At 38.0% G+C, this 17367-nt stretch carries 12 protein-coding genes; 1 reads left to right on the forward strand and 11 read right to left on the reverse strand.

Annotated features, from left to right (window positions below; genetic code table 11):
- Nucleotides 1–142: 142 nt before the first annotated feature.
- Nucleotides 143–1018, forward strand: coding sequence for a MurR/RpiR family transcriptional regulator (locus EKM66_RS07845; protein WP_125763350.1), 876 nt, complete (start codon nucleotides 143–145; stop codon nucleotides 1016–1018).
- A 258-nt stretch (nucleotides 1019–1276) separates the two neighbouring features.
- Here EKM66_RS07845 and EKM66_RS07850 read toward each other — a convergent pair whose 3' ends face one another.
- The 11 genes from EKM66_RS07850 to EKM66_RS07900 form a co-directional block, all read right to left on the reverse strand.
- Nucleotides 1277–1579, reverse strand: coding sequence for a type II toxin-antitoxin system YafQ family toxin (locus EKM66_RS07850; protein ID WP_125763352.1), 303 nt, complete (start codon nucleotides 1577–1579; stop codon nucleotides 1277–1279).
- Nucleotides 1572–1826, reverse strand: coding sequence for a type II toxin-antitoxin system RelB/DinJ family antitoxin (locus EKM66_RS07855; protein ID WP_125763354.1), 255 nt, complete (start codon nucleotides 1824–1826; stop codon nucleotides 1572–1574). The genes EKM66_RS07850 and EKM66_RS07855 overlap by 8 nt, the downstream gene beginning before the upstream one ends.
- 208 nt (nucleotides 1827–2034) lie before the next feature.
- Nucleotides 2035–2253, reverse strand: a complete 219-nt coding sequence (locus EKM66_RS07860; protein ID WP_125763356.1) for a helix-turn-helix domain-containing protein — start codon at nucleotides 2251–2253, stop codon at nucleotides 2035–2037.
- A 787-nt stretch (nucleotides 2254–3040) separates the two neighbouring features.
- The gene (sufB, locus tag EKM66_RS07865) at nucleotides 3041–4483 is read right to left on the reverse strand and encodes a Fe-S cluster assembly protein SufB (protein WP_125763358.1); all 1443 of its coding nucleotides are present in this window, start codon (nucleotides 4481–4483) and stop codon (nucleotides 3041–3043) included.
- Between the two features lie 13 nt (nucleotides 4484–4496).
- Nucleotides 4497–4934 carry a Fe-S cluster assembly sulfur transfer protein SufU gene (gene sufU / locus EKM66_RS07870; RefSeq protein ID WP_125763360.1) on the reverse strand — a complete coding sequence of 146 codons (438 nt, stop codon included), beginning with the start codon at nucleotides 4932–4934 and terminating at the stop codon, nucleotides 4497–4499.
- Entirely contained in the window at nucleotides 4921–6138 is a 1218-nt protein-coding gene (locus EKM66_RS07875; RefSeq protein WP_125763362.1) for a cysteine desulfurase, read from the reverse strand. The genes sufU and EKM66_RS07875 overlap by 14 nt, the downstream gene beginning before the upstream one ends.
- Nucleotides 6125–7408, reverse strand: a complete 1284-nt coding sequence (gene sufD / locus EKM66_RS07880; protein WP_125763364.1) for a Fe-S cluster assembly protein SufD — start codon at nucleotides 7406–7408, stop codon at nucleotides 6125–6127. The genes EKM66_RS07875 and sufD overlap by 14 nt, the downstream gene beginning before the upstream one ends.
- A gap of 12 nt (nucleotides 7409–7420) precedes the next feature.
- Nucleotides 7421–8215 carry a Fe-S cluster assembly ATPase SufC gene (gene sufC / locus EKM66_RS07885; protein WP_125763366.1) on the reverse strand — a complete coding sequence of 265 codons (795 nt, stop codon included), beginning with the start codon at nucleotides 8213–8215 and terminating at the stop codon, nucleotides 7421–7423.
- Nucleotides 8216–8466: 251 nt separating this feature from the next.
- A complete protein-coding gene (locus EKM66_RS07890; RefSeq protein ID WP_125763368.1) occupies nucleotides 8467–10545 on the reverse strand; it encodes an SLAP domain-containing protein in 2079 nt (692 codons plus the stop codon).
- A gap of 561 nt (nucleotides 10546–11106) precedes the next feature.
- Entirely contained in the window at nucleotides 11107–14145 is a 3039-nt protein-coding gene (locus tag EKM66_RS07895; RefSeq protein ID WP_125763370.1) for a hypothetical protein, read from the reverse strand.
- Between the two features lie 180 nt (nucleotides 14146–14325).
- Nucleotides 14326–17289, reverse strand: a complete 2964-nt coding sequence (locus tag EKM66_RS07900; RefSeq protein ID WP_125763372.1) for a hypothetical protein — start codon at nucleotides 17287–17289, stop codon at nucleotides 14326–14328.
- Nucleotides 17290–17367 lie beyond the last annotated feature (78 nt).

A 17367-nucleotide genomic window follows, 5' to 3' on the forward strand; every position in this document is an offset into this window, starting at 1 on the left:
CCGAGCATTACCTAGGATAATGAAGGTATCACGGAGTGATGCATTTATTATTCGTAGTAAGCGGAGTGGTGTTGCTCTTCGTAAGCGCATTTAAAAAGAGCGTGTCGAAGAGCAAGAGAACATTTCAAAAGGATGTGAGCAAGTGTTACTACAAGAAAAAATGGAGTCAACCGACTTTTCACCAAATGAAAAAATCGTCGTCGACTTCATTATGAACAAGCAAGAAAATATCGAAAATTATTCAACAACTATGATTGCTAAAGAAACTTATACTTCTCCATCAGTCTTAGTCCGCATTGCTAAAAAGTTAAATTTTGACGGATGGACGAAACTAAAAAAAGCCTATGTAGAGGAAATAACCTATCTACATAAGCATTTTAAAGAAATCGACGCTAACACGCCTTTTACTAAAACCGATTCAATTCGAGAAATCGTAAACAAATTAGCACAATTAAAATCTGAAAGTATTCAAGATACTCTGTCATTACTAGATTACGATGCTTTACAACAAGCAATTGACATAATCAATAGTCATCAAGTGGTCAGACTGTTTGGACTTTCAAACATAGTATTTCAAGCAGAGGAGTTTGTTTTCAAAATGCGTCACATCGGCAAAGGGGCTGAATCCTTTGAGGTGCAAGGCATGATGTTCCAAGAGTCTGCAATGACCACTTCTAAGGATTGCGCCATCATAATTTCATATTCAGGCGAATCCGGTGAACTAATAACCGATGCCAGTTTCTTGAAGAAGAACCATGTTCCAATAATTGCCATCACAAGTATCGGCGATAATACACTTTCACAAATGGCTGATATCACGCTCTACGTTACTACTAGAGAACGTTCTTATTCTAAAATTGCTGGATTCTCATCGTTGGAATCAATCTCATTGATTTTGGATATTTTATACTCTGGGTGTTTTGCTAGTAACTACGACGACCATTATAACTACAAGGTCGATTTATCGAAGGCAACTGAATTCAGACCGATCAACAATGAAATTATCCAGGAAAATTAGTAATCAAATTATCAAGTTGATGCCCCGCAGCATCAGCTTTTTTGTTTCCAAAAATTGATTTCCTCCTTGAATTCAAAATCATCATATCATTGAAAATTGGTGTTGGCATGAATTTTGAATAAGTTGAAAAAGTTTTTACAAAATAGTGATTTGTTGGTGTAATATTTGTAAAAGTCTTTGACAGGATTTATTTGGTAATAACAATTTCGTATATTACTTAAGTAAGTGCCCTTTGAACATCAGTAATTAATCATCCTTTTAGAAGTACCTAAATCCATTATACTTAAATACTTGATTATGAGACCCAGTTCTAATCAATGTTAAACATAGCTCATTATTATCAATAATATAAACAAGTAGCCAATCCTTTTCAACATGCAATTCTCTGAATCCCTTCCAATTACCTTTTAATGCATGATCATGATATTTAGTGACTAATATTTCATTTTCACCCTTTTCAATATAGTTAATGATTCTCTTTAATGAATCCATATTGTAATGTTTGTTTTTTAACTTTTTAAAATCTTTTACAAACGTCGGTGTCTGAATAATCTCAAGCATTAAGGTCATTCCACCAATCATCAACTGATTTATATCTCTTCAAATCTTTTCTAAATGCTTCTTTTCTTGCTTGAATGCTTTCGGGGTCTTCCAATTCTGGTTTAAATGGCAGTGCTTGTTCTCTCACAGATTGTTTTAAAAACATCGTTACAGCTGTCGTTAGATCAAGCCCTAAATCACTATATAGTTCTTGTGCATCTTTTTTTAGTTCTGAATCAACACGCAAACTAATTCTGGCATCAGACATCGTTATCACCTCTTTAACCGAAGTATATTATCTATTAATCATAAAATCAAGAGAATTGTGTTGACAATATATTACCAATGGATATCCAACGTTGATACAAAATAATATACTTTTTCCTATCATAGTATTTTCTCTCTTTATATTGTCTTAAATAAATTACGTATCAGATAGTAAAAAAATGGAAAGTATTATATTGAAATCATCACTACTACTTAAAATCGTTATCTCGCTCTGCTTTCTCAACAGTAGATTGAGGTACATCTGCCTTTTCAGCAAGTTCTCTTTGGGTCCATCCCAAATCTTCACGTGCCTTATATATGGCAACGGAACTAGCTAATTTAGCATTCTCAGCTTCATAACCCTTTTTAAACTCTGGATCCTTCAATTCCATTTTAAGTAGTTCATCAATGCTTATATCTTTTTCCATGATATTTCTCCTTATCCACTAGATATTCTTACATTAATTCTCTACCGTACTAAATTTCAGATATTAGTGTTTTTTGGTAAATCCGTGAGTAATTATATATTATTGCATCTTCTACATGGAAATATATAGTCCTCCGAATATTAGTAATAATTACTAATAGATTAAAATAATAATGAATCAGTCAACCTTCTAATCTAGACTTCCCATAAAAATTAGAGTTTCAAAAAGGAGTGCCCCACTCTCTACTTAATTTAATTACAACAAGTATAGAGGCACTCCTTTATTCAAGTAGCTTAAAAATTGCACAATAGTTTCAACTAACAAAACAAACTAGTCGTAAGAACTGAGAATATTTACCAGTTATGAGAGTGGTGTAAGAGCTTTAGCTCTTACACCACCAGGCGTATTTGAAGACTTGTGATTTTTACAAGGCTTTAAATCGAGAAGCGAGACCTTGGCTCGCTTCGGTCTGCATAACAGGTGAATATTCTCAGTTCTGGAGACGGCAATATTAAGTTCATAACGGTTTTAGTTTTATACGTTTTCTGAAACGAGTTGCGGAAGGGCAAACCTTTGCGCTTACTACGCCCAACAATCGCACCAACTACGTTGGCACAATCGTTAGCCTAGGTAATGCTCAAGGTCTGACCGCCCTTCCTCCACTCTCTAAACGCGTTTACAAAAGGCAACACCCTCCGCTTACTACGCCTAATAATCGCACCAACTCCGTTGGCACAATCATTAGCCTAGGTAATGCTCAGGTGTTCCCGCTTTTTGACACGCTCTGCTAACCAACAGTACCTTCCATCTCATAACCAATCAATCGGTTCAACTCAACGGCATATTCCATTGGCAACTCTTTTGTAAATGGCTCCACAAATCCCATGATGATCATCTCAGTTGCCTTCTCTTCGCTCAAGCCACGAGACATCAAATAATACAATTGTTCCTCCGAAACTTTTGAGACTTTGGCTTCGTGTTCCATTGAAACATTTCCATTTAGGATTTCATTATATGGCACGGTATCAGAGCTTGATTCTTCATCCATAATAATCGTGTCACACTCAACGTGGGCTTTTGATCCATCAGAGTTTCTTTCAAATCTAACGGTACCACGATAATCCACGGCACCTCCGTCTTTGGATATTGACTTAGAAATAATCGATGACGATGTGTTCTTGGCATTGTGAATCATTCTAGCACCGGCATCCTGATCGACACCTTTTCCGGCAACGGCAATTGACAGCATTGTACCTCTGGCACCTTCACCGTCAAGATAGACACTAGGATATTTCATAGTGATCTTTGAACCAAGGTTACCATCGACCCACTCCATTGTGGCATTCTCCATTGCCTGAGCACGTTTTGTCTCTAGACTGTAAACATTATTAGACCAATTCTGAATAGTCGTATAACGCACGTACGCGTCTTTTTCAGCATATACTTCAACAACTGCGGCGTGCAAACTATCTGTTGAATAATTAGGAGCTGTGCATCCCTCAACATATTGAATACTTGCACCTTCATCAACGATTATCAGGGTTCTTTCAAACTGTCCTGAATTCTCAGCATTCAATCTGAAGTATGACTGAATCGGAATATCCAACTTAACACCCTTGGGCACATAGATGAATGATCCACCTGACCAAACAGCACCATTCAAAGCTGCGAACTTGTTGTCATTAGGGTGAACTAGTTTGCCGAACCACTTTCTGAACAATTCTGGATATTCACGCAAAGCTGTATCAGTATCTGTGAAGATGATTCCGAACTTAGCGAACTCATCACGCATATTGTGATAAACAACTTCTGACTCATATTGTGCTGATGAACCAGCCAAGTACTGACGTTCTGCTTGAGGGACACCCAATCTGTCAAAAGTATTCTTCAATTCTTGTGGTACATCATCCCAGTCACGATATTTTTTATCTGTGGCTTTTTGATAATAACGCATATTCTTTAAGTCTAAGCCAGATAAGTCTGGTCCAAAATCAGGCATAGGCATCTTTTTATAAGTTGCATAACATTTCAGACGGAAATCAAGCATCCATTGTGGTTCGCCTTTTTCCTTAGAAATAGCACGAACTACATCTTCAGTCAGACCTCTACCAGTTGTGAATACTGGCTTAACATCATCATGAAAACCGAAATCATAGTCATCACTCAAACCTAAGTCTTCTACTGATGAAGCAACTTCTTCGTTGTTCTTAGTATTTTCTGTTTCTGGCATAATTTCGCATCCTCTATTCTGATTCTTCTTTATTCATAGCTTTATGAAGGGCCTTCCAAGCTAATGTTGCACATTTGATACGAGCTGGGAATTTTGATACACCTTCCAAAACAGCTGCATCTTCTAGACTATCGGTATCGACATCTTCACCAATGATCATATTAGAAAATGTTTGAACCATTTGTTCTGCATCATCAGTTGTTTTACCGATAACAGCATCAGTCATCATACTGGCAGACGCTTGGCTGATAGTACATCCATAACCACTGAAGGCGGCATCTTTGATGACACCATCTTCAATATTCAAATCAAGTTTTAAGACATCCCCACATGTGGGATTTTTTAATTCAATATTATTTGTAGCATCAGGCAATTCACCGTGATGGTGAGGATTGTCCGAGTGATCCAAGATAACTTGGCGATATAAATCGTCCATTCTAGATAGTGCCATGTTTAAAGAACTCCTTTGTTGCCTTAATTGCCTCAACGAGTTTGTCAGCGTCTGCCAACGTATTATAGAAGTAGAAGCTGGCACGAGCTGTGGCTGATAATCCCAAATAAGTCATGAGTGGCTGTGCACAATGATGGCCAGCACGAACTGCGACACCTTCCATATCTAAGCCTGTTGCCAAATCATGTGGATGCAACCCTTTGAGATTGAAGGAAATAACAGCTGTATGCTTGGTTGGATCTGTTGGTCCGTATACTTCCAAATCATCGATTGCTAGTAATTTGGGTAGAACGTAATCAACTATCTGTTGCTCATAATCAAAAATCTTTTGCATGCCAATTTCATTCAAATAATCAATTGCATATCCCAACGAAATTGCCCCCGCAATGTTAGGAGTACCGGCTTCAAACTTCCAAGGCAGGTCATTCCAAGTCGTGTCGTACTTCTTAACGAACTCAATCATTTCACCACCATATTCGACCGGTGTCATATCATTGAGCAATTCTTCTTTTCCATACAGCACACCAATACCTGTCTCAGACAACATCTTGTGTCCTGAGAAAGCAAAGAAATCACAGTCCAAAGCTTGAACATCGATTGGCATATGTGGTGCTGATTGGGCACCATCAACTACCATGACTGCTCCGTGTGCATGTGCTAGTTCAGCGAGTTTTTTCACTGGATTAATAACTCCCAAGACATTCGAAACTTGGGCAACTGAAACAATTTTGGTCTTATCATTGATCAACTTCTTAGCTTCTGCCATATCGAGCTCACCATCATCAGTCAAGCCAATATATCTCAAGGTGGCGTGCTTTTTAATCGCCAATTGTTGCCAAGGAATCAAGTTACTGTGATGTTCCATGATTGATATAACTATTTCGTCACCTTCATGAATGTTCTCACCGTAACTCTGGGCAATCATATTCAGTGAATCGGTTGTACCCTTAGTAAAAATAATTTCTTTATTAGATTTTGCATTGATAAACTTACGGACTTTTTCTCTAGCAGCTTCAAACTGTTCGGTCGAACGTTCAGCTAAAGTGTGAACTCCACGATGAACATTGGCGTTGTCGTTGTAATAGAACTTCTCCATAGCTTCGACGACTTGCTTAGGCTTTTGAGTGGTTGCGGCATTGTCGAGATACACTAAGTCCTCATCATTTACCTTTTGATGAAGGATCGGGAAATCATTGTTGTCCATTGATTAACTTCCTTTCAATCATCTGAGTTAGTCGATCACGTACCTCTTCCTCAGGTATTTCGGTAATAACACTGCTTAAGAATCCTCTGATAACAAGGCGTTGTGCTGTCTTCTCATCAATACCACGGCTCATCAAGTAATACATTTGTTCTGCATTAACACGACCAACACTAGCGGCGTGTCCAGCAGTAACGTCATTTTCATCGATCAACAGAATTGGATTGGCATCCCCACGTGCTTTTCTAGAAAGCATCAGAACACGACTTTCTTGTTGTGCATCTGAACCACGAGCGCCTTTGACAATATGACCAACACCATTGAAGGTCAAAGTTGAAGATTCAAGGATGACCCCATGTTGTAAGATGTGCCCAATTGTGTGACGTCCATAATTAGTAACTTTCGTATCGATACCTTGAACTTGATCACCAGTCGTTATAGCAACGACTTTGGCTTCTGTATGCGAACCTTCACCAATTAAGTCAGTCCCAAAATCACCAATAATATCGCCATCATTCATAAATCCAATGGCCCAATCAATTCTTGAGTTATTACCAGTAATTCCACGTCTACTCAAGTAACTAGTCGTCTTAGCGTTCATTTGGTCAAGCGCTGAGAAGTGAATGTGACTATCATTGCCGGCAACAACTTCGACAACAATATTAGCCTTGTTCTCTTCAGCATCTCCATCAGAGATGAAGTTCTCAAGATACGTTAATTCAGTATTATCCTCAGCTACGATCAAAACATGCTGGTTAAAATCACGCTTGATGTGATTATCCTGAATGAATGTTGCTTGGATCGAATCAGTCACTTTGACACCAGTTGGAATGTATAAGAAGATTCCACCATTCATCATTGCTGCATGAATTGCCGTTAATCTATTTTCGTTCGACTTAACGACCTTCGTCATATAGTATTTTTGAATCAATTCTGGATATTTTTTAATTGCTGTAAAGATATCTGTCAGGATAACACCTTGATCAGCCAATGACTGTTCCAGTCTAGAATCCAGAGTCTTGTCTCCAGTTTGAATAATGTAGCTCTCTGATTGAGCAGCCTTAAAGTCTGAAATACTACTTGTAGCAGTGAAATCACTTGGTCGATCCAAGCGCCAGCTGCGATAATTGATCTTTTCATATGTAGGTAATGACAAATCTGATGAACTTGTTAAATTGTCAGTTCTGAATTTCGTGAACCATTTTGGCTCGTTATTTTGTTGGGAGAATTGAACGACATCGTCCATGTACTTGTCTTTTAAACTTGGTCGCATGTGTATTCCCTCCTATATTTCATCTGTTAATTTAACATCAAGATTTAAGTCATCACGAATTCCGGCATATCCTTCGTCTTCCAACTTCTTAGCCAGATCAGGACCACCACTTTGAACGATTCGTCCACCCATCATAATATGTACTTGATCAGGAACAATATAATTCAGGAGTCTTTGATAATGAGTGATGATAAGTGAACCGAAGTTATCTCCACGCATTGAGTTGACACCACGAGAGACAACCTTCAAGGCATCAATATCAAGACCAGAATCAATTTCATCCAAAATAGCGAAGCTTGGTTCGATCATGAGTAGTTGTAAGATCTCATTACGCTTCTTCTCACCACCAGAAAATCCCTCATTCAAGTATCTACCTGACATTTCATCAGTCATGTCAAGAATTGCTTGTTTCTCATCCAACTTCTTGATGAATTGTCTAACTGGAATTTGGTCATCTTTTTCACGTCTAGCATTGATTGCAGCACGCATGAATTCAATATTTGTAACACCAGGAATCTCAGCTGGATATTGCATTGCCAAGAACAATCCGGCACGGGCACGCTTATCGACTGGCCAATCCAAGATGCTTTCACCATCTAGTAAAATATCCCCTGAAGTTACCTTGTACTTAGAGTTTCCCATGATTGCTTGTGACAATGTAGACTTACCAGTACCATTAGGACCCATAATTGCATGGATCTCACCGGTACTCATCTTTAAATTGACACCTTTGAGAATTTCTTGGCCTTCACCATTTTCTTCATCTGTTACTGAAACATGTAGATCTTTAACCTCTAATGTGGACATAATCAAACCTCCGAGTATGATGTCTATATTATAGTATTTTTGTGGTAGTTATTTAATGCCTTTTGTGTATAAAACTCACTTTGAATAGTTATGTTTGTATCCGCTTACTATCCTGATACAAGTGTATCCTAAGTTGGAACATTTCCAACTAACAATTCAAGTGTAGCACGATATCAACAAAAAAAAGCTAGGGCTAAGCCCTAGCTTTTGGAATATTTGTACATAATTTAATTCCATTTGTATATATTTGATTAATTCAAAGTAACGTCGGATAATTTGACCCATTCGTTTGTAGCAACACGATACATCAATGATCCCTTGATCTTAGCTGCTTTATCAGCCTTCCATGAAGTATTCTTACCCAAAGCTCTGTCAGTTATGACAGCACCTTTGGAATCATATACAGTCGTATTACCATTGCCATTTGTTGTAGCAATTTTTGAAAGTGGTGTGTATAGATAGACATCACTTGCTTTAACGTATTGATTTGTGGCTACACGATAGTATTTGACATTATCGATGTAAACCTTTTGGTCAGTGATCCAGTTTGAGTTTTGAGACAAGACAATATCGTCAAGTTCCTTACCATTCTTGTCGTACAAGTTAACCGTTCCATTCTTTGGATATGTAGTTATTGTTCCTAAGAATTCGGACTTACTTGGTGTTACAAGCAATGACATATCTGGATTGTCCTTGTTGATACTGAATTGCATATCGTTAGCATTGACGAAAGCGAAGCCTTTTGGTGCTGTTAGTGTAACATCTTCGCCATCTGCACCCTTACCAGTTGTGATACCGACCGTCTTACCAGATTCTTGATCAACGAAGGTGACTGTGTATTGAACATTTGACTTCTTGACGTAAACATCCTTCTCATACTTGTCAGTCTTCAATGTGAATCCACGGTCAACAACATTAGCTAATTCATAGCCAGTTGGTGCTGATACTGGAATATAATCTCCATATGTTCCGGTTGCTTCAACTGGTGTACCGACCGTCTTACCAGTATCTTTGTCGATATATTTGACTGTGTAAGATAGAGAACTTGGTACAACATCGACAGACTTAGAAATCTTAGTTAAGTCGGTGCCGACAGTGTAAGTTGCATCAGATGCTGTCTTCAACGTGAATCCTTCTGGTGCTGTAATAGTGATTGTCTTGTCAGCAGCAGTAGTTGTGGCCTTTGTAGTCTTCTTAGTAGTCGTTGCATCTGCTGGTGTTGGTTCAGTTAATTCATCTGAATCAGTATCCTCAGTTGCATCGGCTGAAGCATTGGAATCAGTCGTACCAGTTGAATTATATTCACCTGTTTGTTGACCAACAACTTTTCCATTCTCATTCACGAATGAAATCGTATAAGGAACTTTAGTTGAATCGGTTGCTGGATCGACTACTGTAACTTTACTATCTTTGTTAGTCCAAGTCATAGCCTTGCCAGTTGAAGAATCTAACAAAGCATTACCATTCTTGTCGATAGCTGTGGCAGTGTATTCAACGCCTTGTTCACCAGCTTTCGAAACATCAATTGCAGCAGACGGTGCAACACTGAATAATTGTCCTTTACTATTCTTAATAATGAATGGATTCTTCACAGCATTAGTATCACCCATGGCAACTGATCTGTTGGCGATCTCTGACCAATCCGGTGCAGCAATGACGTTAACAGTTCTGTTAACAGTATCGCCAGTAGCATAAGCATCCTTTGGTGTATAAGCAATTGTATATGAACCAGCTGCAGTCATATCAGTTGTTGGAATGTCAGAACTCAATTTTGCTTCATTCTTAGTTCCGTTGGCATCATCGCCATTAGTTGTGGCAGCTGAAACACCTTTGTCATTAATATCTGAATAGAACTTGTTTTCAGCAGGTACTGTACCAGTAGTGAAGTTCATTGTTTGACTATTATTGGCGAATACAACTGTTGGTTTAGCGAAGTTATATTCAACATTAACTGTTTTAATAGTGTCACCATTAGTGTAAGTTACCTTAGTTACGAAGCCGAACTTGTTCTTATTGACAACGGTCATTGGCATCAATGTAGTAGTATCACTTGAATCCACAACATTCAATTCATCCGCTAGCTTTGCATTGAACTCTGATCCAGTTTTGCCAAAGATTGGAGCAACAGACATAGTAGTATTGTCCTTCAAATCTTTGAACGTTGTACCTACACTAGCATTCGTAGATTTTGTTGCTGTGGTCGATTCAATCAATGCATTTTGAACTGCAATTTTTGATGCTGATTTTGCTTGAACTATTAACGGGCTTGCACCAAGCAGAGTGCTTGAAAGCATAATGCTGGTTAGAGCTAAAATTTTGATTTTACCCATAAAATAATTCCCCCTGTTTGATTTGATAATTTCATAATTAAAAAAACAACTACACCTACATAATATCAAGTTTTATGCACAAATGTAGTTATTTTTTTATAAATTTCAAGTAAATGGACATTTTTTTATAAACATTTAAAAATGTATAGTTGTGGGCTGCCTACGGTTGGAAGTAAGTGAGCCTGCTGTGGGAACGTCTCCAGCCTGGGGTGCGGTCTGAGGACTCGTTTTTGAACTCTACGATTTCAAAAATCGTCCTGTGCTGTACGGATGGCAAATTGCCATCCTACACCACTTTCACTGCCGGCTCACTTACTTCCAACCTCCGGCTATTTTGTATTATGTCCCATTCGAATACTGTCGAATGAAAAACATTCAATGAAGATAGAAGTAAATACATTAGCTGGAGGAAACAAGATTTTAACCAGCCGTGAAGGTGGCGGAACGCCACAGGACGAGCTTGGAGATTTGCGTAAGCAAAGCCTCAAGTCGAGGCTCGAGACCGTGGCTCGAGCCGGTCCCACGGCAGGTTAAATATCTTGTTTCCGGAAGCGGCAACCCCTAAACACTTTCAGTCAAATTCCAACTAATAGTACCATCATAAGTACCACGTACTGGCATTGGCATAACCTTCAACAATATGCCGTTCGATTGCGTCCACTCACCGGCAATGTCCGTAATCTTCTTACTCATGCTTACTGTATGATCAGATGCTAATTTAACTTGGCTATCTTGCATCGATTGAATTGCACCATCGCTGTTTGTATAAATCAATCCACCAGCCAAGTCATTACCAGTGGTACGTTCGTGTAATTCTGTACATTGAGCTGTTAATGCCCATGTAGAATTAATACTCTCAACTTTCAACTTCCAATCATCGGCACGAGGCACGATTTGTGTCTCATCACTAGAATTGATTGTCTTAAAATGATACGTTGGTGAACTATCAAGTACCAATGACTTATCAATAACGTCTACTTTGTAAGTTACAGGATCTGAAGTTCTGCCATAGATATCAGTTGCTGTCACGGTAACTGTATGTTCACCAGTTTGTAGACTTTCACCAGACATTGCGTGCTGGAACTTAGTTGATACATCACTTGTATCTCCAGTTAATTTAACTGGATCTTGATCAGTACCATCAATATTAATGTTCAAAGTAATATCTGACGGTTTGAAATTAGTTGTATCATCAGCGTAATTAATTTTACCTCCAATAATAGCATTCTCAGTCAACAATGCTTTTATATCAGTATTATCTGGCGTGATGGTCAACTTTGTATCTGGAACAGTGACATTGTAATTTAGGTGATTAGATTCCAATCCGTCAGCATCTTTCATATAGATTTCAACTGGATTGGTATCTCCTACCTTCAAGTATTTGGCCTGAATATTAGCACTGAATTTACCGCTAGTAATGACATCACTGCCTGATAACTTAGTTGTTGTATCAGTTCCATTAACGACTGTGTGAAGAGTCAAATCATCATTCTTGAAACTTGAACCATCGTTATATGACTGTGTTCCGTCAACTCCAACATCCATATTTCCAGTGGCTGTTAATTCTTTACCACTCTTCGAATCAATTTGGAGTGCTTTCTTTTCAACTTTTACCGTGTATGTCACAGGTTTAGACATGATCGTATCGGTTTCACTTACCTTGTTGTCGTCGTCATATGCGACAGGATAATTATGGTTGACCGCATAAACCGTTATCTCGTGTTTCTGTGCGGTCAAACCAGTTAAGTCTAACTGGAAGTCGCCTTTTGGATGAGCAGTATCTTTAATGACGGTTTCAGCCCCACCATCAACTGAATAATGTATTTCTATATCATCATTTGTAGCAGTAGTTAACTTATCAAATGCCCAATGTCCAGTTAATGAAGCTTTGTCTGTATTATAAACAGTTTGTGGATCTGTGGAAGTTTTGGTCAAAGTCAATGTGTCATTAATCGTGGAGATAATAAATGACTTTGTTTCCAAATCAGCTTTGAATTGATCACTAGTTATTTGGGCATGTGATGGAGGTACAATGATCGACTGAGAATTAATCGGTAAATCAGTGGCCTTCCCATCAATAGAAATAGTGGCATATTTATCGTCTTCACTTACAGAATGATCTAATTGAACTGTTATTTGCTTATATGGATTACCATCAGCATCTTTTTCAATTGTTGGAGTCTGTCCATTGATTATCTGTGAATTACCATCTTCATATTTAATCTCACCCAATTGCTTAGATGGATCAGTTTCAAAGTTGATATTGTCAGGTAATGAAATCTTTGCAGTAGCATTATCAATATTTGATCTACCAGAAATATAATTAAGTAGATACTTGAATTTCAACGAATCTCCAGGGTGTGCTCTGGTTGCTGTGGCTAAACCTTTATCTTCACTATTTAATATAAGATTGGGTTCAGTATTAGTTGTTTGGTGAGGATCAGTTTCAATTATCTTATTTTGACCAGTACTATTAACTATATATGCATTGGTATCAGCCTGAATCAAGCCAGGTAAGGTTTCGAATAGGATATTGGTATTTGCACCATCATCAATTACAGCCATTTGAGAAGGGGCACTAGCAGTAACAAACCCAAAACGTAGTTTATTACTATTCAGGTTAAATTTACTCAAATCTAATGGTACAGTGTGACCAATCTCACTTTGTTCAAATGGTATATTCCCCCAATGGTTGAAATCAATACCATAAATATCCTTATCATTTACTTTGTATGTCAAAGTAGCGATATTAGAATCAGATTCTGGAGGATTATAAACGATAGTAACGTGGTGCCAAGCCAATCTTTTCTCGGAATTCATTCTAGTAATCAGGTTTTCAGGATCTTGGTGATTTTGTAGATAATATTTTTTAGTATTGAGTAAACTTCCTGAAGTCCCTATAGCTTCATATGTCGACGCATCTCCAGGATACCCCCATGCAACGTGCTGACTCTCAAGACTTCTACCACCACCCCAATTCTTTTGATAAGCATCGAAATAGTCTCCGGCATCACCGGTCGTTGTACTTCCATCAGGACCATTTTTCAAAGTATCAAATTCCAAAGCCCAACTATCGGGAATTGCAGTTTTTGCTAGTGCGCTTTCATTAGAACGGGAGTGAGTGTCATCACCCCATACACCAATAGTTTCACCACCAACTATAGTTCCGTTATTGTTAGCAATAGAAATGGGATCATCAGCATTTTGAAGTACAAATGCAGCACCTTGAGAAGATGAGTTAGATCTACCCATATAGATCCAAAAAGAAATATTTTGTCTTTGATTTATATTGATGTAATTATTATCTGCATTACTCCATGCTGAGGTAATCGCTGTATCGCTTCCTGACGTAGGTAACACTAAGCGCTTCCCATCTTGAACAGTTGGAGAAAATCCTTTAGTGTATTTGCCGTTCACAAATAATGGATCAGGACTTAATGGCGATGTTATATCAATATTCAATGAATCTGGAGCCATTCCATAAACTTCATCATCATTATATGTTACAGCCTTAGCTTTAGTGCCACTTAGCACAAGCAAAACCAAAATCATCGATATAGATAGAACTAATATATGTATAACCTTTCTTAGATTTTTCATATTAATGCACCCCTGTTAATATGCTTTTATTTTTTGTTTAAACAAATACCTTATGGCTATAGTATAACAATATATCCGATATGTATAAACATCTATTCTTGTAAGTTTTTTTTGTTTATATTGAATTTTAATAATTGGGAACACAAAAAAGGTACATCTCTCATGAGATGTACCTCAATTTTATTCTTGAACACTATCAGTTAAATTCCAAGAAATATCGCCTTTGTATGTTCCTGCTCTTGCATTGGCGTCTACTTGCAATAGAATACCGTTGTTGTCATCCCAATTAATAGGATGTTCTTTGGTTGTTACTTCATCATTCGAATCAAGTAATACCAGCTTATCCATAGTCTTCATATTTCCACTATTCGGATCTACATAGACCATTTGTCCAGCTAGATTGATGTTCTGTGCAAGATCAGTTGAAACCATATTGCCTGCTTTGGCTGACAAAATATAATCAGAATCAACCGTATTGACTGCTATATTCCAGTCACCTTTTCTACCAACGAGACGTTCTTCCGGACTTTGATTGATTGTCTGGAACGCATAATTGTCATCACATTGCAGCGTTGCAGAACTTCTAATGAAGGAGAAATTATAATTAATTTTATTCGATGTCCTACCATAACCATCTATTAAATGTGCATGGACGGTATAGCCATCTTCTGTATCATCAGTGATTCCTAGTTCTGTTCTGCTATAACTCTGAACAATATTTGCTTCATCCACGTTAGCCACAAATGGTTTAACAATGCCAGAGTACGTACCGTCTACATCCATTACCCACTGCAAACGGCCAGTACTCAGGGTGTATCCATCATCTTTATCAACATTATAAGTAACCTTAGCTGGTAACTCTATATTAGCATCGCCATTAACCACTTTGATATCTGTGTTCTCCGGAGAAAGTATTGGCGACTGGTCAGGTACATTAACATAATATGTAACCACGCCAGATTTCATTCCGTTAGGATCACTTATCGTTAGGTCAATTTTATTAATACCCTTATGAATATAAGCCTGTTCGACGCTTGGTCCATATCCGGGATATAGTTTACCCTGATACGTTGCGCTCTTACCATCTTCAGAAATATTAGGCTCAAATGGTTGAGCAGACTTCATAGTGAATCCATCATCCTGATTAGTAATCGTCATATTTACTTTCCAAGCATTATCATCATCGATCGGTACTGAAGTTATTTCTTGATTGTTACTGTACGCAATTGTTCCATTCAATTTTACGATAGATAGATCTTTGACCGTAAGATTCCTCTGTTCCTTGGTTGCACTAGCCATTAAGGCTAATTTTACAACATCGACATTGTAGACTACTTCTTCAGATTCCTCACTACCATATACGGCCCTAACGGCAATCGTATGTTTACCAACATCCAATCCCATTTGGTCATTAGCAATTGTAAAATGACCACTTGTGCTTACATCATCGTCTTGTAATGTCCCAATAGCTTGATAACCACTATTATCAAGATTTACATAGATATCCATGTCAGTATCTTTGAACTCAGACAATTCATCTTCTTTGCCTTGCTTGCCTCTAGTTACAGTACCACCAATTGCAATCTGTCCATCAATGGGAACAGTTTGGTCCTGTGTTCCTTCATCTGGCGTGATTTTTGGTATGTACGTTGTTTTCTTGATGGTAAAGTTTGGAGTTTCAAAATCTGATCTATACAAATCACCTTCGTATTTAGCTGTAGTTTGAGTAACTGCTACATCTTGTTCAGCACTATCAGCTTTTGCATAAAGCGTAACTTTTACTTTTCGATATGGTGCATCATCTAATTTGTCATTTAACGATTGATTCAACTTGATTGAGTAATTATTATTATCGACTGCTAAGGTATCAAGATATTCTGTAGACTTCAAATTACCATCATCGTCATAATAATTCACTTCACCAAAGTGACCATCTTTTTGGTAATAAGTTACATCATTCAACTTTGGAGCTGTAAGTGTGATATTACTTAAATCCTTATCACCATCTTCATAGTTCAAATCATATTGCAGGCGAAGCTCGTCATCACCATTAACTGATCCACCAGACTTAACTTCATCACCATCTTTACTATCGTTATAAACCTTAGCTTCATTTGTTGCATTTACTAGAGACGGCATAGTTTCGAACAATACTGTGTTGGAAACAGCAGCGGTTCCAGTGGCAGCGGTGAATCCATACCTGACATTGGTCTGACCTGGTTCTAGATAAAGTTTGCTAAGATCGAGTGCTGCGGTTCCGTCAACATCACCGTTATCGGACGACATTTTGGCAGGTGTTCCATCGACATTTCTATCCCCAAATCTATAACGTATCTGTCCCATGGTATCACCCGAGGAAGGCGGCGTATAATCAATTGTTAAATGACGCCATGCATCAGCTGGCACAGCGGTTGATCCTGAAGCACTAAAGTTAGCATTAGGACCATTCATTCCAGTACTCAAGCTTCCCATCCTATGGTTCAAGGCTATTAGCGAGTGACCACCATATATTACCTTATTTGTAAATGGAATTTTAGTTGCCGAAGGTCGTGAACTGCTCAACTGCGTATAGCTAGATGCCTCTGCAGGATAATTCCAGGCTATATGGGGATGAAAAATGAAATTATTATCCGAACTAGAATCAGGCAAAACATATGGTCCCCAATCAAACCCATTTTCCTCTTCCGGCAAATTGGTAGCATCATATTTATTGGCTTTCCATGCGGCATACTTATTACCTGCATCCTTCAAACTTGTTGCATTAGAATTAGTTTTAGAATCAAATTCCAAAGCCCAGCTCTTTTGAATGGCTTGAGCTTGAACTGTAGGATACTCTCCATCAGTATAAGTCCTAGTATCTGATACATATTGAGTACCAACTTTTCCTTCTGATCCCCACACACCGAGTGTCTCACCACTGTTAGAATGTCCATTAAAACTAGAAATAGCATCAAGACCACCATTCTGAATAACAAATGCCATACCAGCCATGTTATCTACATCAATACTTCTTCCAAAATACAGCCACATAGACATTGTTTGTTTTCGGTAAACATTGAAATAATTATCCCCGTCACTCCAAATTGAACCCGTTTGATTAGTAGAGTTAGTTAACTGAATTATGTCACCGCCATTAGGATTCATACCCGAAACCACTCGGGCTGAATTTGGATCTTTTGGATCGTTATTAAATAGATCTACTTCCTTGAAATTATCATTTAA

Origin of the sequence: Companilactobacillus hulinensis (assembly GCF_003946555.1) — a bacterium.
Taxonomy (GTDB): domain Bacteria; phylum Bacillota; class Bacilli; order Lactobacillales; family Lactobacillaceae; genus Companilactobacillus; species Companilactobacillus hulinensis.

Coding starts and splice junctions, on each gene's coding strand:
- sufD (WP_125763364.1), bottom strand. CDS start 7,408: ATGCGACCAAGTTTAAAAGACAAGTACATGGACGATGTCGTTCAATTC.
- sufB (WP_125763358.1), bottom strand. CDS start 4,483: ATGCCAGAAACAGAAAATACTAAGAACAACGAAGAAGTTGCTTCATCA.
- sufU (WP_125763360.1), bottom strand. CDS start 4,934: ATGGCACTATCTAGAATGGACGATTTATATCGCCAAGTTATCTTGGAT.
- EKM66_RS07890 (WP_125763368.1), bottom strand. CDS start 10,545: ATGGGTAAAATCAAAATTTTAGCTCTAACCAGCATTATGCTTTCAAGC.
- EKM66_RS07900 (WP_125763372.1), bottom strand. CDS start 17,289: ATGAATCCTAATGGCGGTGACATAATTCAGTTAACTAACTCTACTAAT.
- EKM66_RS07860 (WP_125763356.1), bottom strand. CDS start 2,253: ATGGAAAAAGATATAAGCATTGATGAACTACTTAAAATGGAATTGAAG.
- EKM66_RS07895 (WP_125763370.1), bottom strand. CDS start 14,145: ATGAAAAATCTAAGAAAGGTTATACATATATTAGTTCTATCTATATCG.
- EKM66_RS07875 (WP_125763362.1), bottom strand. CDS start 6,138: ATGGACAACAATGATTTCCCGATCCTTCATCAAAAGGTAAATGATGAG.
- EKM66_RS07850 (WP_125763352.1), bottom strand. CDS start 1,579: ATGCTTGAGATTATTCAGACACCGACGTTTGTAAAAGATTTTAAAAAG.
- EKM66_RS07855 (WP_125763354.1), bottom strand. CDS start 1,826: ATGTCTGATGCCAGAATTAGTTTGCGTGTTGATTCAGAACTAAAAAAA.
- sufC (WP_125763366.1), bottom strand. CDS start 8,215: ATGTCCACATTAGAGGTTAAAGATCTACATGTTTCAGTAACAGATGAA.